Origin of the sequence: Roseiflexus sp. RS-1, assembly GCF_000016665.1 — a bacterium.
Taxonomy (GTDB): domain Bacteria; phylum Chloroflexota; class Chloroflexia; order Chloroflexales; family Roseiflexaceae; genus Roseiflexus.
This window is the reverse complement of the sequence record NC_009523.1, coordinates 2822697-2843412: the sequence shown is the minus strand read 5'-3', so window position 1 is coordinate 2843412 and position 20716 is coordinate 2822697. Positions and strand designations below refer to the sequence as shown.

The window sequence follows — 20716 nt, the reverse complement described above, 5'->3', positions numbered from 1 at the left end:
AGGAGTGCATGAGCGTCGAGATCGCCCGCAGCGCCGGTGTCGCTGCTATCGATGATCGTCGGGAACAGGTTGGCTGGTATTTCTACGATTGGGCAAACTCCGCCTTTTCGACCACCGTCGTCACCGTTTTCCTTGGTCCGTATTTGACCGCAGTGACGCGCCGCGCCGCCGATGCCGATGGGTTTGTCTACCCGCTGGGCATTCCCATTGCTGCCGGGGCATTCTTCCCCTACATGGTGTCACTCTCGGTCCTGTTGCAGGTGCTCTTTTTGCCGGTGCTTGGCGCAATTGCCGATTACACGCACCTGAAAAAGCATTTGCTGGGGGTGTTCGCCTATGCTGGCGCGATCGCAACGATGCTGCTCTATTTTCTCGATGGCGGGAATTATCTGTTTGGCGGCATCCTGTTCCTGATCGCCAACCTGAGTTTTGGTGCGTCGATTGTGTTTTACAATGCCTTTCTGCCGGAGATCGCCAGCCCCGACCGGCGCGATGCAGTATCGTCCCAGGGATGGGCGCTCGGGTATCTTGGCGGCGGGTTGCTGCTGGTTGCCAATTTGCTGCTGTTCCAGAACGCCGATGCCTTTGGCGTTTCGTCTGAGCACGCAGTGCGTATCAGTATCACGTCTGCTGGCATGTGGTGGGCGATCTTCACTATCATTCCGCTGCTGGCGCTGCGCCGACGCGATCCGATCAAGCGTATTCCGCCGGGCGAGCATTATGTGACCATCGGTTTCAAACAGTTGTGGGAGACGCTCAGAAAGGCGCGCAATTACCCGCAAACGCTGTTGTTTCTTGGCGCGTATCTGCTCTACAACGACGGCATCCAGACGGTCATTGCGCTGGCGTCGCAGTTTGGCGCCGAGGAGTTGAAACTGGAGCAGTCAACGCTCATTTCCGCCATCTTAATGGTGCAGTTTGTCGCTTTCGTTGGCGCTCTCGCGTTTGGGCGCATTGCCGGGTGGCTTGGCGCAACTCGCGCCATCCTGGTCAGCCTGGTGATCTGGACATCGGTCATCATTGCGGCATACGGCTGGGTGCAACCAGGCAATCCAACGCAGTTCTACCTTCTGGCAGCGGCGATAGCGATTGTGATGGGCGGGAGTCAGGCGATCAGTCGCTCGCTCTTCTCGCAGATGATTCCACCAGGTCAGGAATCGGAGTATTTCAGTCTGTATGAAGTCAGCGAACGCGGAACCAGCTGGCTCGGTCCGCTGGTGTTTGGTCTGGCATTGCAGTTTACCGGCAGTTATCGGGTAGCGATCCTGCTGCTGATGGTCTTCTTCATCGCCGGCATCGCGCTGTTGCTGCGGGTCGATGCACGCCGCGCCATTCTGGAAGCGGGGAACGTGCCGCCTGCGAAGGTATGAGGCGGGGTTGGGTTGAAGGTTGAAGGTTGAAGGTTGAAGGTTGAACGGTTCTCAGTTCTCAGTTCTCGGTTCTCAGTTCTCAGTTCTCGGTTCTCGGTTCTCGGTTCTCGGTTCTCGGTTCTCAGTTCTCAGTTCTCAGTTCTCAGTTCTTGGTTCTCAGTTCTTGGTTCTCAGTTCTTGGTTCTTCAGGAGGAAAATCATGGATTTCACAGCAAACTACGATATGTTCCTGACCGAGGAACATCAAATGCTGCGCCGCACGGTGCGCGACTTCGCCGAAAAGGAAGTTGCGCCGCACATCCGCGAGTGGGACCGCAGTGGCGCGGTCATGGACGGACCGGAAACGCGCCCGCATATCCGGCAGGTGCTAAAACGCATGGGTGAGTTGGGACTGCTCGGCATCTGCCTGCCGACACGTCTCGGCGGCGCCGGCATGGACTATCTGGCGCTGGCAGTCGTGTGTGAAGAACTGGAGCGCGTCGATAGTTTCCTGCGCGTGGTGATGAGCGTTCACACCGGACTGAATTCGTTGACCCTGTTTCAGTGGGGAACGGAAGAGCAGCAACAGAAATATCTGATTCCGCAGGCGAAGGGTGAGAAGATCGCCGCTTACTGCCTGACCGAACCTAACAGCGGCACCGATGCCGGCGCAATGCTCGCCACTGCGCGACGCGACGGCGACTATTACATCCTGAACGGCGAAAAAACCTGGATCAGCCTGGCTGACATCGCCGACAACTTTCTGGTCTTTGCCAAAACCGATCCATCGAAAGGAAACCGTGGCATCTCGTGCTTTATTGTCGAGCGCACCATGCCGGGCTTCAGCAGCCATCCGATCCACGGCAAACTTGGCGTGCGCGCTGGCAATACCGGATCCGTCATTCTGGAAGATGTGCGGGTGCCGGTCGCCAATCGGGTCGGCGAAGAGGGTGAGGGGTTCAAGATCGCGATGGCTGCACTCGACAACGGCCGCTACACCGTCGCGGCAGGAGCAACCGGGCTGATCCAGGCGAGTCTGGAAGCCAGCATCCGCTATGCGAAAGAACGGCACACCTTCGGCGTTCCGATTGCCGAACATCAGCTGGTGAAACGCATGATCAGCCATATGGTGCGCAAACTCGATACCAGTCGTCTGCTGGTCTATCGCGCCGGATGGATGAAAAATCAGGGACGCCGCAACACCCGTGAAACGACCCTTGCCAAATGGCACGCCACGGTTAGCAGTTTCGAGGCGGCTGACGATGCCATTCAGATCCATGGCGCCTATGGCTACAGCGACGAATATCCGATCGAACGGTATCTTCGCAATGCGCGCGGCGCCATTATTTACGAAGGCACCCGCGAACTGCAAGAGTTGCTTCAGGCGGATTTTGCGCTTGGCGTGCGCGAGAATCGACCGCTGCGCCGCGAGTTGCCAGCATACGACCCGGATGAATGGGCATGATCAACATCATGTTATAATGCAATGTGTCAGAACGAACGCCAATGAGCGTGTTTTTGAGGAAGCAGCACTGATGGTCAGCCGCTCGAGCGGCTCACAGAGGGAGGCGCTATGCACATCGTTGTCTGTATGAAACAGGTTCCGCGCGACAACTCGGTCAAGATCAACGCCGATCTGACGATCAATGCCGATGGGATCGAGCAGATTATGAATCTCTTCGACGAATACGCCGTCGAAGAGGCGCTGCAATGGAACGAGAAACTGGGCGGCAAAGTCACTGTGCTCTCTATTGGTCCGGAAGACTGGAAGGAACAGATCCGCCGTGCGCTGGCAATGGGCGCAACCGACTCGTTGCTGTTGAGTGACCCGGCATTTACCAGGCTGGACACGTCTGGCGCGGCACGGGTGGCCGCCGCCGCCATCAGGAAACTCGGCGATGTCGATCTCGTGGTGTGTGGGCGCAACTCCACCGATGATGAAACCGGCGCCTTCGCGCCAGCGCTGGCGCGGTTGCTCGGTTGGGCGCAACTGACCTATGTCGGCAAGATTGCAACGCTGGAGAGCGGCAAAATCGTCGCTGAACGCCACCTTGAAGACGTAGTCGAGACAGTCGAGGCCAGCCTTCCGGCAGTTGTGACCGTCGTCAAAGGGATCAACGAGCCACGTTACCCCTCTCTGCTGCGCATTCGCAAGGTCGCCAAAGTCGAGATTCCCACCTGGTCGGCAGCGGATCTCGGTCTCAGCGCCGCCGATCTGACCCCTGCCCTGAACCTGGTGAACCGCGTGCCGCCGCCGCCACGCCCGAAGGGAGAGATGATCGAGGGCGCGAGCGCTGCCGAGAAAGTTGCCAAACTCGTCGATAAGTTGATGGAAGCGCAGGTTATCTGACAGGAGCATGTCTATGGCAAACGAGATCTGGGTCTTCATTGAGCGAAGCGCGCAAGGCGACGTCGCCGGGGTGTCGAAAGAACTGCTCGGCAAGGCGCGCGAACTGGCTGATGCGAATGGCATGAAGGTCGGCGCACTGATCCTGGGCGCGGGCGTTGGCGATATCCCTTCAGTCGCTTTCAGTTATGGCGCCGATACGGCGTATGTGGTCGATGACAGCGCCCTGGCGCAGTATACGACCGATGGGTATGTTGGCGCTGCCGCAGCGCTGGCAAAGAAGTACCAGCCTGCCCTGATCCTCACCGGGGCGAGTTTCCAGATGCGCGATTTTAGCGCCGCGCTGGCAGCGGAACTCGATACCGGCGTCGCCGCCGACTCGACGAACGTCTCGATCGAGAATGGCGTGGTGAGCGCCGTTCGCAGCTCGCACGGCGGCAATGTGATCAATACGCTGACGTTCACCCCCGGCAAGACGGCGGTCGTTTCGGTGCGCAAGCAAAGCTTCCCCGAACCCAAGGCGGATCCGGCGCGTTCCGGCGCCGTGGTGACCGAAGCAATGCCAGCAGTGCCAATGCGGGCGAAGGTTGTCAGTGTTGCACCGAAACAGGGTGCCGTCAATCTCTCGGACGCTGCGATCATTGTGTCAGGCGGGCGTGGTCTGGGATCGCCTGAGAACTACTACAAACTGATACCCCCGCTTGCTGAAGCGGTCGGCGGCGCCTACGGCGCATCACGCGCAGTGGTCGATGCCGGTTGGGTGCCGTATGAGCATCAGGTTGGTCAGACGGGCAAGACGGTCAGCCCGAAACTGTATATGGCGATCGGCATTTCGGGCGCGATCCAGCACCTGGCGGGCATGCGCTCCTCGCGGACGATCGTCGCTATCAACAAGGATCCGGATGCACCGATCTTCCGTGTCGCCACGTATGGGGTCGTCGGCGATGCGAATGAGATCGTGCCGCTGCTGACCGAAGAGATCAAGAAGCGCACCGGGAAGTAAGTAAAAAAGGGTGAGAGCGGCTGAGACCTGAACGCCGCCTCACCCTCAACGTTATCAGGACCTTCACGGTAACACGAGCAGCGTGCCGCCGGGAAGAACTTCCACCTGCAACCTCACCTGTGATTCGCATTTCGCGTCGATATTGAACGCATTTTGATCCGACTCCTGTGCCGCTCGTCGGCTATACTTGATGGCGGGCGGTGTGACGGCATGACAGGCTATGCTATGCCCTCTGTCTGCCATACCAACCTGGCGGCGCCGGGTCACCTGTCCACAGACCATGAACCTGCGGGCAGAAAACGTACACCGTCACCGCGCGTGTCAGCAAAATGTAACGCTGACCGCTGGCGAACACACACGTATAGGAGTACACTCAGATGGAGTCGGTAGTCTGTCCTGTGACGCGCGAAGTCGATGTCTATGTAGCGATGGGGCGGGCGCGTGATATGGCAACCGCCCTGGGATTCGATGACATTGACCGCACACGGATTGAAATTGCCGTTCTGGAACTGACGCGCAACATTTTGACCCATGCGGGCAGTGGAGAACTGGCAATCGAACTGGTCAAAGATGGCGAGCGACGGGGCATCGCCATCGAAGCGCGTGATCAGGGACCCGGTATCGCCGACATCGCACTGGCGTTGCGCGATGGGTACAGCACAGCGCAAACCCTTGGCGCAGGGCTTCCCGGCGTCCAGCGGTTGATGGACGAATTCCATATCGAGTCGACGGTCGGCGTAGGGACGCGCGTGCGCGCGGTGAAGTGGCCCGGCAAGCGCACCAGCGGGCCTGGAAAGGTCCGCCGATGAATATCGCGTGGGGCGCCTGCAATCGCGCCAAGCAGGGGCAGTCGATCTCCGGCGACTCCTGGATGGTGACGCCGCTGAACGGCAACGGCCTGCTGGCAGCAGTGATCGACGGACTGGGTGGCGGCGAGGAAGCCGCCCGTGCTGCGCGCGCAGCAGAGGCGATCTTTCGGGAACGCGCGGAGCGACCGCTCCAGGAACTGATCCGGCTTTCGCACGAGGCGCTGCACACCACCCGTGGAGCAGTCGCCGGACTGCTCCGGCTCGATCCGGTGCACAGCAGCGCCACATATGTAGGTGTCGGTAACATTGGAATCTATGTCTACAGTCGCAAGCCTATCAAACCGATCTCGAAGAATGGCATCCTGGGATACCGGCTGCCGACATTGCTCGAACTGACCTATACATATGATCCCGGAGATCTCTTCGTGCTGTACAGTGACGGGGTATCATCACAATTCACACAAGACCTGCACCTGGATATTCGCCAACCGCCGCAGACACTGGCGGAGCGGATTGTGCAAACCTATGGCAAACAGTCCGATGATGCCACTGTTGTCGTCGTTCAAACCTAGACCTGTGGTTCGATAACGCCATGCAGCATACAACGCCGATCCATCTGACCCACTGGTTGAGCGCCAACCGCACGCACCTCCTGCCGCGCTGGATCGCTGCGGGTGATGATCTCTTCGCACCTGAGCGCACCTTATCGTCAGGAAATGGTGGGAGTGTTCCTGTTCACCCCGATGAGCGCAAGATCGTTCTGACGACGCTGTACGATGGTCTGATTGCCGCCGCAGGCGGTGATGAGAAGCCGCTCGATGAGTGCCTGAGCACGCTACGGGCGCTGCGAAGCAGCATCGGCGAAGACGACCTGCCGCGTCAGATTATGCTCTTCCAGCGGCTGCGCAGCATGGCTCGCCACGACCTGTTTCAGGAGACGATCGAAACAGGCGCATCCCCAACGCGAGAAGAAACCTTCTACCACCTGTTTGATGCGCTCGATGATCTGATTGATCGCGCCATCACCATGCTGGTCGAACGATGGGTCAATGCCGCGCACAAAGTGCTGCACGAGCTGAACGAAACCCGTCTGCTGGTCGAAAGCCTGTACCGCGATGCAGAAGTCACTGACCGCACCACCCTGCAGGTATCACGTCTCAACCAACTGGCGCGTGAACTGTCGTCCACCCTCGATGATCGTGAAGCGCACCTGAAACAGATCTGCATCTCTCTGGCGGAAGTGCTTGCCCCGGTGGTCGTCGATATCTGGTTGCTCAAGCCGGATTCCACCGCTCTTGAACTGGCGTGGCGTCACGGCGCCGAACTGCCGGACACCCGCGACATGCCGCTGGATGCGCAGAACGATCTGGTGGTGCAGACATTCACGCAGGGGGAAACGATCTTCACGACCGACATTCCTGCATCGTTGCAGAGCGACTGGCGAATTGCAAACCTTGCGGTTCTGACTGCGCCGCTTGTAACGCAACGCGGTATTGCGGGCATCATCGTCTGTCAGGGAGACGATCACACGCTTGCAGACCGCTCCCAGCAAGAGTTTGTGCGCTCGGTTGCGAGCCAGGCAGCCATTGCGCTGGAGAATGCACGCCTGTATGCCGAAGTGCGCGCCTTCAATGTAAAGCTGGAAGCGCGCATCAACGAGCGTACCCAGGAACTCCGCACGCTCAACGAAATTGCGCTGGAAGTCAACAGTTCGCTCGACAACGATACCATTATGAACAACTCGCTCACCAGGCTGGCACAATTGATCGGTGTCGAGCACGGGTCGATCATGCTGCTTGATCGCGAGACCGATCAGTTGATCAATTCCGCAGTGCTGGGACGGCACGGTAATGTCGGCAGTGTTCGCTTCCCGCTAGGAAAAGGGATCGTTGGCAAGGTGGCGCAGAATCGCAAACCGTTGAACGTGCCGGATGTGACGACAGACCCGAACTGGGAGCCGCCACCCGAAGATGATGCCTCGGCAAAGCGCAGCGGCTCGATGATTGCTGTGCCACTGATCGCCCATCACGAATTGCTCGGCGTGCTCGTGCTGTCCCATGAGCAAACGGGATACTTCCGTGACGAACATCTGCGCCTGTTGACCGCCGCTGCCAATCAGATTGCGATCGGCATCTACAATGCGCAAATGTATCAACAGGTGGAACAGCAATACTGGCGTCGCTACGAGATGCAGCAATTGCAGGAAAAGGCGGTGAGCCAGAGCACGGCTATTCTGCAAAGCCTCTCAGACGGAGTCATTGTGTGTGATCAGAACGGTGCGGTGATCACGGTCAACCTGGCAGCCGAGAAGATCCTCGACCGACCGATCGATGAACTGGTCACGTGGAACCTTGGCGATCTGCTGCGCCGTCTTCTGGGACGGCGCGTCAGTGAGTTGCCGCTGGAAGATCTGCTGGCGCATCCGTGGGACGAGCGCGCTCGACCGCGCACTCTCTCAACGACGTTCCAGCTCGGACCGCGCACGATCAGCGTGACGCTCGATCCGGTGATTTCGACCAAAGAAGAGTTGCTCGGCGCTGTTGCCGTATTTCGTGATCGCACCCGCGAGGTTGAATCGGACCGTCTCAAGACCGAATTCATCGGCACCGTCTCGCACGAACTGCGCACCCCGATGACCTCGATCAAGGGATTCACCCAACTGCTGGTGATGGGCAATCTTGGACCGGTGAACGAGACCCAAAGAGAGTTTCTGAATATCATCCAGTCGAATGCCGAGCGAATGATTGCCATCATCAACGATCTGCTCGACATCACCAAGATCGAAACCGGCAGCGTCGAACTGGAGATTCGCCCGATTCACGTCGCAGAGACGCTGAGCAAAGTCCTGCTCGATCTTCAGACGAAGGTGCACGAACGACAGCAAACGTTGACCCTGAGCCTCCCCGCCGGGTTGCCGCTGGTGCGCGCCGATGCCCACCGGTTCAATCAGATTCTGTTCAACCTGGTATCGAATGCGGTCAAGTATACGCCGCGCGGCGGCTCGATCACCATCGAAGCGCGCGAAGTCACCGCCGAGGCGGTACCTGAAGACGAGCGTGATGGACTGCGCCCTGGACGCTACATCCAGATCGATGTGCGCGATACTGGCGTCGGTATTGCACCTGACGATGTTCCGCGCATCTGGGAGCGATTCTACCGCACTGAAAACCCGCTCAAAGTGGAAGCCGGCGGCACCGGTCTCGGTCTGTCGCTGGTCAAACCGCTCGTCAGGCTTCTCGGCGGGCGTATCTGGGTCGAAAGCCGGATCAATGTGGGGAGCACGTTCAGTTTCGTGCTGCCTGCTGCCTGATTCCGCATTCCCGTCTGAAGACGCCAGCCTTTAGCGCGTCGCCCCGCAACCGGTACGCATGTGACGGCGCACCCTTTGCTTCGATCTCTGGCAGCGAGCGTCGCTTTTCTTTCCCGGTATTTTCGCTATTCTACCAGATGAAACTTGACAAACTTTCGATGTTAGAGTAATCTAACAACGCGGGTTAACCTTTGCTCAACAACTGCTGGCGCGCCAGGTTTTGCGCTGCAAGCACTCGATAGGGACGCTCTGCAGCGCCATCATTCGTCGAACGTAGTATGGCGCATACTGCTGCCCGGAAAGGAAGATAGCCACATGGATCGTCTACCAGGACCACTGGTCGCACGTCTGATGACGCTGATCATCAGCGTCACACTGATCGCAGCATGCGGCGGGCAACCTGCCGCGACTCCGCCAACCGCCGCACCCGCCGAACCCACGGCTGCACCAACGACCGCACCCACCGAACCCACAGCGGCGCCGACTGCACCAACGGCTGCACCCACCGAACCCGCAGCAATGCCAAAGGGTGAGGTGGTCGTCTATACGACGCGCGCCGAAGCGTTGTTCAAACCGGTCATCGAAGCGTTCAATGCTGCCTACCCTGATATCAAGGTCACCGTTCTGAACGGAAGCAATAGCGAACTGGCTGCGCGTATTCTTGAGGAACGCGCCAATCCGAAAGCGGATGTGCTGATCAACTCGGATATTCTTACGATGGAGAACCTGGCTGCTGAAGGCGTGTTTGCGCCGAATAACTCGCCAGCAGTGATGGCTGTTCCGGCTGATTATCGCGCTGATGATGGCAGCTGGGTCGCGTTGACGCTCCGCGCGCGTGTCATCATGTACAATACAGACCTGGTTTCACCCGAAGAATTGCCGAAAAAGATGGTCGATCTCGCCGATCCGAAATGGAAGGACGTGATCGGCTCAGCCAACAGCACCAACGGCGCAATGATGGCGCAACTGGTCATCATGCGCAATCAACTCGGCGAGCCGGCGACCGAAGCCTTCATTCAGGGGTTGCTTGAGAACAACGCGCAGTTCTTCGGCGGGCATACCGATGTGCGTAAAGCGGTTGGCGCCGGCGAACTGAAACTCGGGCTGGTCAACCATTACTACTACCATCTCTCGAAGGCGGAAGGGGCGCCGGTTGGCGTCATCTACCCTGATCAGGAAGATGGCGGATTGGGATTGATGGTCAATTCGACTAATGCCGGTATCATCAAGGGCGGACCAAACCCGGAAATGGCACGCATCTTCGTCGATTTCATGCTTTCGCCTGCCGGGCAGAAGATCTATGCTGAGCGGAACTATGAGTACCCGATTGTGCCAGGTGTGCCGCTGGCAGAAGGAGTCGCGCCGCTCGATTCGTTCAGGTTGAACCCTTTCCCGCTCAAAACACTGCGGGATGAACTGGAACCAACCAGGGCGCTCGTCCAGAAGGTCGGTATGCCGTAATGACGCCCTGTAACGTGTGATACGCTGTGCGTGGTTTGCTGTGCAGGGATGTGGTCTGCCGCATCCCTGCATTCTGAACAAACGAAGGATCGTCACTGTGAAACCCGCCATTTCGCTGCCCTACAACCGCAGAATGCCGCGAACCGCCTTCCTGCAACGGCATCCATCCGCGCTGCTGAACGGCATGGCGCTGCTGGTCGGCGTGCTGGCGATCATCCCGCTGGTCTATATTCTGCTGCGGGCGCTCGAAGCGGATGCCGCCATCTGGGAACGGCTCTGGTCAAGACAGATTCCGTCGCTCATGATCAACACGCTGGCGCTGACTGCGACGACGGTGCTGCTCAGCGCGCTGTTTGGCATCGGCGCGGCGTGGCTGGTCGAACGCACCGATCTGCCGGGCGCGCGCGTCTGGCGGGTGTTGCTGGCGCTTCCGCTGGCGATCCCGGCGTATGTGGCGGCGATCTGCTGGCTGATCCTGTTCCGTCGCGGCGGCGTGGTCGATCAGGCAGCGATGGAATGGCTAGGGTTCGCGCGTGGAACGTTCCCGTTGCCGCAGATCACCAACCTGTGGGGTGCGACGATTATTATCAGTCTGTGTGTGTTCCCCTATGTGTTTCTGCCGGTCGGCGCCGTATTCCGTTCACTCGACCGATCACTCGAAGAAGCGGCGCGTATGGCGGGGCATTCTGCATGGACGACACTCTGGCGCGTGGTGTTGCCGCTGGCGATGCCGGCTGCGGCGGGCGGGGCGCTCCTTGTGGCGCTGTATGTGCTCTCCGATTTCGGCACGGTGGCAATGCTCCGCTATCGAACCTTTACGCTCGCAATCTTTCAACAGTTTGCCGGTCAGGTTGATCGGTCGGCTGCTGCGATCCTGAGTTTTGTTCTGATCGGTATGGCCGTGCCGATCCTGTACGCTGCGGCATGGATGGCGCGCCGCGAACGCCAGATGACACGCCCGCGCTGGCAGCCGCGCCGCCTGGTGCGCCTGGGGCGCTGGCGACCGCTGGCGCTGCTGGCGATCGGCGCGCTGACCTTTTTCGCGCTTGGGCTGCCGCTGTTGACTCTTGGCGGGCTGACATTGCAGGGATGGCTGTTCCCGACCGAGGTTGACCGCATTTGGTGGGTCAATAATGAGGGGATTCTCCGCTATGGGGTGAACAGCGTCGGGCTTGCAGTTGCAGCAGCCACCGGCGCCACATTCCTGGCGATGTTTCCCGCGCTGGTTGCAGCCCGCCGACCGGGGCGCTGGAGCAGTCTGTTGCTTGCGGCATGCCAGAGTCCATTTGCGCTGCCGGGGATCATCATCGGGTTGAGTTTCGTGCTGCTCTTCAACCGCTGGGCGCCGATGCTGTACGGTACTGTGGCAGTGCTGGTGATCGGCGTTGTGTTCCGGTTGCTGCCACAGGCGGTCACCGCCAATGAGTCGGCGCTGCGCGCGGTTTCGCCTCCGCTCGAACAGGCGGCGCGCACACTGGGCAACAACGGCTTCCGCACCTTCCAGCGCGTGACGCTGCCGGTCGCCGCACCGGGGTTGCTCGCAAGTTGGGTGCTGGCATTCGTTACGGCGATGAAGGAGTTGCCGACGGTTATCCTTCTGCGACCGCCCGGCTTCGACACGCTGCCGGTGCGTATCTGGGTGGCTGCCAGTGAGTCGGTGCATACCCAGGCGGCGCCTGCCGCGTTCGTGCTGATTGCGATCACTATCGTCACCCTGCTGATCATCATGCGTCAGCAGGCGGGGATGGAGCGCGTGCTTGCGCATGGTTGAGGGGGGGTGCCCTCTGCGGACGAGGACTACCTTCCCGACCCCTCTAGATTTCCTGGGAGAGATGAGTGATTCATTCCGGTGTGCTTTTGCCCCTCATACCCCCGCCTCTCAAGTGGAGAGTTTTTGGGAGAGATGAGCGATGTTCTGCATTCCCGTGCGCCGTTGCCCCTCATCCCCCGTTTTGGAATGCGGTATCAGTGGTGTGTCGAATGATGGAAGATCGGGCCAGGATTCGGGCGCCAGGCGATGGGGGGTCGGCAATGGGCGTCCCTGGATCGGTCGCACCAGCAGCCACAGCTACCCCAAACGAAACAACCGGATAGCACGGGGGCGGCGAGCGGAGCGGACGCCCAGGATCGCGCGCAGGTCGGGCGTATCGGCGAGCGGCGCGACCTCCAGATCGCTGCCGATCGTCACCATCCCCAGCGTCGCAACGGCCAACGCCGACTACCGGCGACTGGTCCGCGCCGGATTCGTCATCTGGGTCTGCTGCCACTGCCACCCGCCACGTTTGGCGCCTTTGCCGCGCTGGTCGCACCAACTGCGCAGGGCGTCCCACGGCGCATCGCACCCGTCGGGATCCCGGTCGGTCAGCACCAACCACGGCTCGGCATGCCCATCGCTCCACCACGCCGCCAGCGTGCCGTCCAGTCGGCAGTCGGACGAGGCGAAGGCCGTGCCGCGTCCCCGCCAGCGGCGTCCCGCCGCCCCGACCAGCGTGGACCACCAAACACACCGCGCCTGACCGGCCAGCCGAAATGTGCCGCCCTGATTGATGCGCAAAAAGGGATGCCAGCCCAGACGCGCCATCCGGCGGAACCGCCAGCGGGCGTCCACGCCGCAGTCGGCCAACACCAGGACCGTCCACGAAGCGGGCACGGCCGGGCGCAGGAGCCGCAGCATGCGGAACCACGCGCACCGCCACGCCCGTTTCTGACCAGCCGGCAGGATCGTCCATGCCACCGGGATGGCGCACCCGCGATCCACGACGCAGAGGGCCAACACGACCAGGCGGTCGCCCAGACTGGTCGCATCGCGGGTGAGCGCCAGCAGAAAATCTCACGCTTGCAAGGAGGTCAGGAGACGAGTGTTTCCCAGGTGGACAGCCTATGCATCACTTTCCTGCTTAACAGGAAGCTGCGGAATGATCGGTGCGTGACGTTCAGCGACCCGGCGATGACTCTCTTCGGGTGAATGTCCCTCCAACCGCAGGTAGGCGTATTTGAACAGGTCACGGGTGGTGGCGACCGCCGGTGCAGCCAGCAGAATGCCGAGCAGACCGAACAACGTACCCATCACGATCATGGCAACGGTCAGCACTGCCGGATGGACCCCAACACTTTCACCAATGATACGTGGTACCAGCAAACTGTTTTCCAGTTGTTGCACAGCGATGTACAGAATGAGGACAGCAAAGCCTGCGGTTGGCGAAATGCCAAAACCAAGGATGACTCCTGGAATAGCGCCGATGGTCGGACCGAGCACCGGAATAAATTCGGTGACACCGGCAATCAACGCCAGCACCAGAACATAGTCGCCAAGCGGGAACCCAAGCATCTCCAGCCCCACCAGTCCGATGCCAACTGCCAGTCCCACTGCGACGCAGAGAATGATCTGCCCGCGAATGTAACCGCCCAGCACGTTGTTGATAATTTCCCACACATTCCAGAAATCGGCGCGGGCGCGCGGGTGCACCAGTTGGTTGAAGAAGACCCGACCCTGCTGCTTGTCGTACAACACGTAAAAGAGCCAGATCGGCAGCGAGATGAAACCCAGAATGAACGTTACCGTGTTGAGCAACTGGATCAATTGATTGAGGAGGAACGCCCCTCCTCGCTGCAGATAGGTGTCGATGTTATTCTGCAACGAGCGCAGCAGATTCGCCAGACTATCTTCGATGGGTTGCTGCAGCGACGGGGGTACCTGATCACGGTACTGTTTGACGACCGAGTCCACAAACATTTGCACTTCGCTGAAACTGGGCAACTGGCGAATCAGCCGTGCCACCTGCTCAACCAGCGGCGGGATGATGAGCGCAAACGTTGCTGCGATACCCAGAAAGCCTAGCGCATAGACGGCGAGGATCGCCAGCCAGCGCGGCATCCAGCGATCAAAAAAGTCAACCGCTGGCGCCATCAGATATGCCAGCACCAGACCAATCACAAATGGGATCAATACCGGGCGGGTTGACCACAACATCGAGCCAATGATATACAGCGCCAGCGCCACCAGCGACCAGCGTGCGATCAGTCGCAGGAGCGGATTGATTGCCGTCGTCGTGCGTGCGCTCCGGTCTGTTTCAGTCGTACCGGTCTCACCCGACGTGGTAGACGCTGCTGTCGTCTCTTCCTGGAGTTCTTCCTGTGGTTCGACTGCTCTCATAACATCTCGTTATCCTGTATGACACGCGATCTTCCTATCGGATCACAGCGTATGCCGCCATACGTTACAATGTTGCATGCAACGTGTCAACAGGTCGAGGCGTCATTCTTCGCGCAGAATATACCCGACGCCGCGCACGGTATGGATCAGACGCGGTTCGCCGTGCGCCTCGAGTTTCTGGCGCAGATAGAGGCGTCATTCTTCGCGCAGAATATACCCGACGCCGCGCACGGTATGGATCAGACGCGGTTCGCCGTGCGCCTCGAGTTTCTGGCGCAGATAGCGAACGTACACTTCGATGATGTTGCTCTCACCGCCGAAGTTGTAGCCCCATACGCGGTCGTAGATGACATCGCGAGTGAGGACCTGTTGCGGATGGCGCATGAACAGTTCGAGCAGATCGTACTCTTTGGCGGTGAGATCGACCCGGCGGTCGCCAATGGTAACTTCGTGCGCAGCCAGATCCATCGTCAGTGGACCGTAGCGCAGCACGGTTGCGGCGTCTTCGCGCTGACGGCGACGGAGCTGGACACGAATGCGCGCCAGCAGTTCTTCAAAAGCGAACGGTTTGATCAGGTAGTCATCTGCACCGGCTTCGAGACCGGCAACCCGATCTGGAATGGCGTCACGTGCCGTCAGCATGATGATCGGCACATCCGACGCGGCGCGCAACCGCCGTGCAACTTCCAGCCCATCGATGCCCGGCAGCATCAGATCGAGCACCACCAGATCAGGCGGCTGTTCACGGGCTATGTCGAGCGCCTGGCGTCCATCGCTTGCGATCTCGACCGTGTACCCCTCAAATGTCAGCCCGCGCCGGAGATATCCCGCGATCTCGGCTTCATCTTCGACGATTAAAATAGTGCTCATAGGGCAGTGCAGAGACGATGGCGGCGAACCGCATTGCCGAACAGGTCAGGTTTATTCTGCATTGTACCATAGGCCGGAATGCTGTTGGAATATCGCCCTGGGACGGTAAGTGTTCACATTTCTCCTGGAAGCGAGGGCATCTTGCCTTCGGAGACGTGAAGAGGGCGGGACGCCCGCCCTTCCAGGCGCGTGTGTTACCCCGAGTATGAACAGTTACCCCAGACGGAGGATTGGCGCATGATCGGTGATGAATTGCGGGATCAGGTTGCACTCGTAACCGGTGCATCGCGGGGGATAGGGCGGGCGATTGCGCTGGCGATCGCGGCGCGTGGCGGTCGCGTTCTCGTCAACTATCAGCGCAATGCCGCCGCCGCCGTGGAGGTCGTTGATGAGATTGCAGCAATGGGCAGCGAGGCGCTGGCGTTTGCCGCCGATGTGGCCGACGAGCCGGCCGTTAACGCAATGGTCGCGGCGTGCCTCGACCGCTGGAACCGACTCGATGCGCTGGTCAACAACGCCGGTCTGACCGACGATGCACCGTTTGTGCGCATGCGTTTTGATCAGTGGCGATCGGTCATCGATGCCGATCTGACCGGTGCGTTTTTGTGTAGCCGTGCCGTGCTGGCGCCAATGCGCGCGCGCGGTTACGGGCGTATTGTGATGATCGGGTCGCTGGCAGGTCTGGCAGGGAATGTTGGTCAGGCAAATTATGCTGCTGCCAAGGCCGGGCTGGTTGGTCTCGCACGTTCACTGGCGCGTGAGACGGCGCGCGACGGTATTACGGTCAATGTGGTGGCGCCGGGGTACATCGAGACCGACCTGTTGGCAGCGTTGCCGCAAGCACGGCGACAGTGGGCGCTCGATGCCATTGCAATGGGACGTTTCGGTACGCCGGAAGAGGTTGCGGCAGCTGTTGTTTTTCTGATCTCGCCGGCTGCATCGTACATCACCGGTCAGGTGCTGGCGATCGATGGCGGTTGGGTCATGCCATAGCACGGATCTGTCCGGTATTCGTGATCCATCTGTGGCTTATGGAGATTGAGCCTTGACAGATAGCGGGCAGCCGGTCTACCCTTTGCCAGTGCCTGGGAGCGCAGGCGACCCGCCTGCATGTGGAGACTGCGTGCTGAGCGCGTGGAAGCCCCTGCGGGGCTATAGCGTAGAGCGATGTGCAGCTGTCCTGGGAGCACGGGCGTCCCCGCCCGCCCGCGCTGAAGCATAACCCACGGATGAGCACGGATGGCAGCAACCGGTCTGCCCTTCACCGATAAAATGTACGTATCTCCGCACCTTCGCGCCTCCGCGTGAGCCAGTCCGATACACGCGGAGACACGGAGTAACTGTGTTGCTTGTCAAGGGGCGCTCGTATGCACAGCCGGATCCCAGGGCTTTTGCTGACGCAATATTGCGCCGAGAATAGTCAGCAGCTTGCGCATCGCAGCGACGATGGCGACCTTGCGCGGCTTGCCAGCTTGACACAGGCGCTGATCGAAGGCGCGCCTGACCAGACGGCGCCGCGTGGCCGCCAGGGTCGCCATGTACAACACGCTGCGCACATCCCTCCTGCCGCCGGAGCTATGCCGGGGTTTGTGCTGTGCGCCGCTCTGATTGGCATACGGCGCAACGCCCACAACGGCCGCCGCTTCCGTGCGCTTGATGGTCCCCAGTTCGGGCAGGCGGAGCAGCAGGTTCAGTGCGGTGATCGCGCCGATGCCGGGCACGCTGTCGCGCAGCTCCCGTTTCCGGCGCACCTCGTCGGTGCGCTCCGCCTCGTTGTCGCGTTCCTGCTCAAGCGCACGGATCTCCTGATCCAGCCAATCAATATGCTGCTGGATGCCCGGGCGGAGGTTCGGCGCGGCAGCCGTCAACCGATTGATCTCAGCCGTCCGCATCTGAATCACCTGCTCCCGCCGGACCAGCAGGTCGCGCAAGGATGCGCGCTGCTCGTCCGTCGCTTGGTGGTGCGGCGGGCGCACCCGTTCGGCAAAGCGGGCGAGCAACCGGGCATCCAGGCGGTCGGTCTTCGCCTGGCGTCCTTCCGCGTGCGCCAGGGCGCGCACGCGGCGTGGCTGCACCCGCGCCGTCGGCACGCCAGCCTGGAGCAGTTGGGCGAACACCATGCGCTCCAGCCCGCCGGTCGCCTCCAGCACAATCAGGGTCGGCTGCAGGCGCTGGAGTCGCGTGACCAGGAGCTGGACACCTTCGTCGGTAGACGGTATCGTCTCGCGTGGCGCGTGCGGGTCGGCGCCAAACGCCACATCCAGCGTCTGTTTGGAGACATCAATGCCGATAAAGAGCGACTCACGGGAAGCCATACACAGAACCTCCTGAGGAAAACGGCGCCAGCCTTGCTAGCATATGCGGGTTTGAGGGCCCAGATAACTGTTCGGCTTGGTCGCGTTGAAGGACACGGCTACCCAACACTCCGCGGCGATCTCGTGAACCTGGCGCAGAACGGTATACCGTGTCCCGTTAGATTATACTAGTACGAGGAGAGATGTCGCATGAGGCGTCTGCTTCCGATGGCATGTTCAACGCTGTCCAACCAACCGAATCTTTGTGAGAACCGCCATAATCCGGTATGCGCCTCTTGCCGTCGGGCTAATGGAGATTGAGAAATAAATCCGCTATCCCGCGCTAGCCGTGGGGCTGAAGCCCTCGGCTAGCCAAGGCAAAGCCCGCCTGCGCGGGCTATACCGGATTATTTCTTCAAAGACCATAAGCCCCCGGCTATGCGAGGCGAAGCCCGCCTGCGCGGACTATGGCAGATTATTTCTTCAATGATCATCAGCCGGGTAGCATGGTATGTAAGCATGTTGTCATGCACACCGGCGATGTTCTGATGTATCCTCGGCGCAGGTATTCGCAACCAAGCTGAACACTGTCGCCCTGTATGACTGCTACACTCCGAACCCTCCGACGCAATCGTGGATTGACCCTGACCGATCTGGCACTCCTTACCGGTATTCCGGCGCGCAACCTCGGCGCTATCGAACTTGGCATCCTGAGCCTCGATAGTGTTACCCGCGCACAACTGGCGAACGTCCTCGCGGTGGCGCCTGAAACGTTTCCCAGCGCGCTGCACGTTGCAGCACAACCTCCGCGTTTGTTCGATCTTCAGCGTCTGGCGACGCCGTTTGCCATTATGCTGACGACCACCGCCCTGACCACATCGCTGTTGTCTCACGTCGAGTTTCTGCCCGCCCTGCCCCAATCGATTGAATCGCCGCCTGCTCCGCTTGCTGCGCCTGTTGAACGCCCTTTGGAAACGGCGCCCGTCGGCGGGGCGCTCCCCGTTGCAATGTTTGCTGCGGCGATCCTGGACACTGCCGCCGATCCTCAATCTCGTCACGAGACGCCGCCACCGCTTCCGATCAGATCGTCCGAGCCGGTCATCGAACCGGCGTCGGTGGCGCCTGCCATAACTATCGGCGCGAAACACGGTGATCGTGCTGCACCGCGAGGTTACCCGCTCATTGCACCGGTTGGGCGGATCGTTGTAACGCAGGGGTATGGTGAAGGAACACATGCACCCGCAACGATCTGGGGTGCGCTCGACTTCGCCATCGATAGCGACGGCGACGGATACGCTGAGCCAGGAGCAACGCGCAGCGCACCGGTGATCGCCACCCACGACGGGATTGCACGGGTGTATCCCGGCAGCTGGCCCGGCGGCAACTTCGTCCGGATCGAAAACCGTGAAACGGGATGGGTCACCGCATATGGGCATTTAGATAGCATCATGGTTAGCGAAGGACAGGTCGTGCACCGCGGTGCACAGATCGGCACAGTCGGCAGCACCGGCTATGCGACCGGACCCCATCTTCACTACGAGATCTGGCGGCAGGGGATCAACATCGATCCAACGCCGTTCGTGTTCGGGCAGTAGACAGCGCCCGTATTCTTTTTCGCTGTCAGCGTGTCCTCACATGTGTCGTATAATTCGGGCGAAGGTGATACCCCACAAGGACAGGAGCGCCCGATGACCGTACCGAATCATCAAGGAATCGCCTACACGCTGACGATTCGCTGTCAGATCGAAAATCGTCCCGGTATGCTGGGGACAATCGCCACTGCGATTGGTGAAAATGGCGGGAATATTGGCGCCATCGACATTGTGCGCGTCGACCGCAAGCATATCGTGCGCGACATTACCATTCGCGTGCAGGACGAACTCCATGGCGACCGCATCGTTCGCCGCATCAACGCCATCCCCGGTGTTGTCGTCACCAATGTGAGCGACCGGGTATTTTCGTTGCACCAGGGCGGCAAGATTTCGATTCACAGTCGCACGCCGCTCAAAAGCCGCGATGATCTGTCGCTGATCTACACCCCTGGAGTTGCCCGTGTTTGCCGTGCGATTGCACGTGATGAAGAAAATGCCTTTTCGCTCACCATCAAGAGAAACAGCCTGGCAATCGTCAGCGACGGGAGCGCAGTGCTGGGGCTGGGCAACCTTGGCGCTGCGGCAGCGATCCCGGTGATGGAAGGAAAAGCGGTGCTTTTCAAGGAACTGGCGGATATCGACGCATTCCCGATCTGTCTGAAGAGCCAGGACCCGGACATGATTGTTGCGACGGTCGAGCAAATTTCGCCAGTATTCGGCGCTATCAATCTGGAGGATATCGCCGCGCCACAGTGCTTCGATATCGAAGAGCGGCTGGTAGAGCGTCTCGACATTCCGGTGATGCATGATGATCAGCACGGCACGGCGGTTGTGGTGCTGGCGGGGTTGCGCAACGCCGCAACGCTGGTTGGAAAGCGTCTCGATCAGATGCGGGTGGTGGTGAATGGCGTTGGCGCTGCGGGAACCGCCATTATTCGCAACCTGCTCGGCGCCGGTGTTGGCGAGATTACTGCTGTTGATCGGGCAGGCATTCTGAATGCCGACGAGGATCAGCCGCTCAACCCATTTCAGCGCCAGATCGCTGCGATGACCAACCGCGAGCGACGTCGCGGCGGGCTGGCGGAAGCGCTCATCGGGGCTGATGCGTTCATCGGCGTCTCGACAGGAAATATCCTCACTGTTGATATGGTGCGGAGTATGGGGAGCGATCCGATCGTCTTTGCACTCGCCAACCCGATCCCTGAAGGCGATCCGGAGATGTTGCAGCATTATGTGCGTGTTCTTGCAACCGGGCGATCCGACTTCCCCAACCAGATCAACAACGCCCTCAGTTTCCCCGGTATCTTTCGCGGAGCGCTCGATGTGCGCGCGGCAAAGATTACGCAGGGCATGCGCCTGGCTGCCGCTGAAGGTCTGGCAAGCGTTATCAGCCGCGAGGAACTGACCGAGGAGTACATCGTTCCCAGCGTCTTCAATCGCGACATCGTGCCCGCGATTGCAGCGGCTGTGGCGCGTGCGGCGCGGGCGGAAGGGGTCGCGCGCGCGGAAAAGGAGATGTGATGCCTGT

The 20716-nt window shown here is 60.2% G+C and carries 16 protein-coding genes and 1 pseudogene; 12 read left to right on the top strand and 5 right to left on the bottom strand.

Annotation, left to right across the window (positions count from 1 at the left end; genetic code table 11):
* The first annotated feature begins 8 nt into the window (after positions 1-8).
* The 9 genes from ROSERS_RS11885 to ROSERS_RS11845 all read left to right on the top strand — a co-directional run bounded on the left by ROSERS_RS11885 (position 9) and on the right by ROSERS_RS11845 (position 12050).
* Entirely contained in the window at positions 9-1370 is a 1362-nt protein-coding gene (locus ROSERS_RS11885) for an MFS transporter (protein WP_011957026.1), read from the top strand.
* Between the two features lie 199 nt (positions 1371-1569).
* Entirely contained in the window at positions 1570-2814 is a 1245-nt protein-coding gene (locus ROSERS_RS11880) for an acyl-CoA dehydrogenase family protein (protein WP_011957025.1), read from the top strand.
* Between the two features lie 108 nt (positions 2815-2922).
* Complete coding sequence (locus ROSERS_RS11875) at positions 2923-3699, top strand: electron transfer flavoprotein subunit beta/FixA family protein (protein ID WP_011957024.1); 777 nt, start codon at positions 2923-2925, stop codon at positions 3697-3699.
* 13 nt (positions 3700-3712) lie between these two features.
* Entirely contained in the window at positions 3713-4699 is a 987-nt protein-coding gene (locus ROSERS_RS11870; RefSeq protein WP_011957023.1) for an electron transfer flavoprotein subunit alpha/FixB family protein, read from the top strand.
* A 377-nt stretch (positions 4700-5076) separates the two neighbouring features.
* Positions 5077-5508 carry an anti-sigma regulatory factor gene (locus ROSERS_RS11865; RefSeq protein ID WP_011957022.1) on the top strand — a complete coding sequence of 144 codons (432 nt, stop codon included), beginning with the start codon at positions 5077-5079 and terminating at the stop codon, positions 5506-5508.
* Complete coding sequence (locus ROSERS_RS11860) at positions 5505-6080, top strand: SpoIIE family protein phosphatase (RefSeq protein ID WP_011957021.1); 576 nt, start codon at positions 5505-5507, stop codon at positions 6078-6080. The genes ROSERS_RS11865 and ROSERS_RS11860 overlap by 4 nt, the downstream gene beginning before the upstream one ends.
* 20 nt (positions 6081-6100) lie before the next feature.
* Positions 6101-8818, top strand: a complete 2718-nt coding sequence (locus ROSERS_RS11855) for a GAF domain-containing protein (protein WP_011957020.1) — start codon at positions 6101-6103, stop codon at positions 8816-8818.
* Positions 8819-9133: 315 nt separating this feature from the next.
* The gene (locus tag ROSERS_RS11850) at positions 9134-10279 is read left to right on the top strand and encodes an extracellular solute-binding protein (RefSeq protein WP_011957019.1); all 1146 of its coding nucleotides are present in this window, start codon (positions 9134-9136) and stop codon (positions 10277-10279) included.
* Between the two features lie 97 nt (positions 10280-10376).
* Entirely contained in the window at positions 10377-12050 is a 1674-nt protein-coding gene (locus ROSERS_RS11845; protein WP_011957018.1) for an ABC transporter permease, read from the top strand.
* 297 nt (positions 12051-12347) lie between these two features.
* Here the strand turns inward: ROSERS_RS11845 and ROSERS_RS26025 are convergent, their stop codons facing one another.
* From ROSERS_RS26025 to ROSERS_RS11830, 4 genes and pseudogenes are all read right to left on the bottom strand, one after another.
* On the bottom strand, positions 12348-12491 hold the full coding sequence (locus ROSERS_RS26025; RefSeq protein ID WP_157041060.1) for a hypothetical protein: 144 nt from the start codon (positions 12489-12491) through the stop codon (positions 12348-12350).
* Positions 12492-12497: 6 nt separating this feature from the next.
* On the bottom strand, positions 12498-12905 hold the full coding sequence (locus ROSERS_RS11840; protein ID WP_157041059.1) for a hypothetical protein: 408 nt from the start codon (positions 12903-12905) through the stop codon (positions 12498-12500).
* A gap of 252 nt (positions 12906-13157) precedes the next feature.
* Positions 13158-14432, bottom strand: a complete 1275-nt coding sequence (locus ROSERS_RS11835; RefSeq protein ID WP_011957016.1) for an AI-2E family transporter — start codon at positions 14430-14432, stop codon at positions 13158-13160.
* 102 nt (positions 14433-14534) lie between these two features.
* Positions 14535-15302 (bottom strand): annotated as a pseudogene (locus ROSERS_RS11830) (response regulator transcription factor).
* 237 nt (positions 15303-15539) lie between these two features.
* On the opposite strand from ROSERS_RS11830, the gene fabG reads away from it, so the two are divergent.
* Complete coding sequence (fabG, locus tag ROSERS_RS11825; RefSeq protein ID WP_011957014.1) at positions 15540-16295, top strand: 3-oxoacyl-ACP reductase FabG; 756 nt, start codon at positions 15540-15542, stop codon at positions 16293-16295.
* 359 nt (positions 16296-16654) lie between these two features.
* Here fabG and ROSERS_RS11820 read toward each other — a convergent pair whose 3' ends face one another.
* Positions 16655-17617: an IS110 family transposase gene (locus ROSERS_RS11820; protein ID WP_011957013.1), complete on the bottom strand. Its 963-nt coding sequence runs from the start codon at positions 17615-17617 to the stop codon at positions 16655-16657.
* Positions 17618-18195: 578 nt separating this feature from the next.
* Between ROSERS_RS11820 and ROSERS_RS11815 the strand changes: the two genes are divergently transcribed.
* Positions 18196-19191 carry a M23 family metallopeptidase gene (locus ROSERS_RS11815; RefSeq protein WP_011957012.1) on the top strand — a complete coding sequence of 332 codons (996 nt, stop codon included), beginning with the start codon at positions 18196-18198 and terminating at the stop codon, positions 19189-19191.
* Between the two features lie 93 nt (positions 19192-19284).
* Positions 19285-20709 (top strand): malic enzyme-like NAD(P)-binding protein, encoded by a 1425-nt coding sequence (locus tag ROSERS_RS11810; RefSeq protein WP_011957011.1) that lies wholly within the window; start codon positions 19285-19287, stop codon positions 20707-20709.
* The last annotated feature ends 7 nt before the right edge of the window (positions 20710-20716 follow it).

Excerpts from the sequence above, each read along its gene's own strand:
- ROSERS_RS11860 (WP_011957021.1), top strand. The coding sequence starts at position 5,505 with ATGAATATCGCGTGGGGCGCCTGCAATCGCGCCAAGCAGGGGCAGTCG.
- ROSERS_RS11875 (WP_011957024.1), top strand. The coding sequence starts at position 2,923 with ATGCACATCGTTGTCTGTATGAAACAGGTTCCGCGCGACAACTCGGTC.
- ROSERS_RS11835 (WP_011957016.1), bottom strand. The coding sequence starts at position 14,432 with ATGAGAGCAGTCGAACCACAGGAAGAACTCCAGGAAGAGACGACAGCA.
- ROSERS_RS11850 (WP_011957019.1), top strand. The coding sequence starts at position 9,134 with ATGGATCGTCTACCAGGACCACTGGTCGCACGTCTGATGACGCTGATC.
- ROSERS_RS11810 (WP_011957011.1), top strand. The coding sequence starts at position 19,285 with ATGACCGTACCGAATCATCAAGGAATCGCCTACACGCTGACGATTCGC.
- ROSERS_RS11880 (WP_011957025.1), top strand. The coding sequence starts at position 1,570 with ATGGATTTCACAGCAAACTACGATATGTTCCTGACCGAGGAACATCAA.
- ROSERS_RS11885 (WP_011957026.1), top strand. The coding sequence starts at position 9 with ATGAGCGTCGAGATCGCCCGCAGCGCCGGTGTCGCTGCTATCGATGAT.
- ROSERS_RS11820 (WP_011957013.1), bottom strand. The coding sequence starts at position 17,617 with ATGGCTTCCCGTGAGTCGCTCTTTATCGGCATTGATGTCTCCAAACAG.
- ROSERS_RS11870 (WP_011957023.1), top strand. The coding sequence starts at position 3,713 with ATGGCAAACGAGATCTGGGTCTTCATTGAGCGAAGCGCGCAAGGCGAC.
- fabG (WP_011957014.1), top strand. The coding sequence starts at position 15,540 with ATGATCGGTGATGAATTGCGGGATCAGGTTGCACTCGTAACCGGTGCA.
- ROSERS_RS11855 (WP_011957020.1), top strand. The coding sequence starts at position 6,101 with ATGCAGCATACAACGCCGATCCATCTGACCCACTGGTTGAGCGCCAAC.
- ROSERS_RS11815 (WP_011957012.1), top strand. The coding sequence starts at position 18,196 with ATGACTGCTACACTCCGAACCCTCCGACGCAATCGTGGATTGACCCTG.
- ROSERS_RS11865 (WP_011957022.1), top strand. The coding sequence starts at position 5,077 with ATGGAGTCGGTAGTCTGTCCTGTGACGCGCGAAGTCGATGTCTATGTA.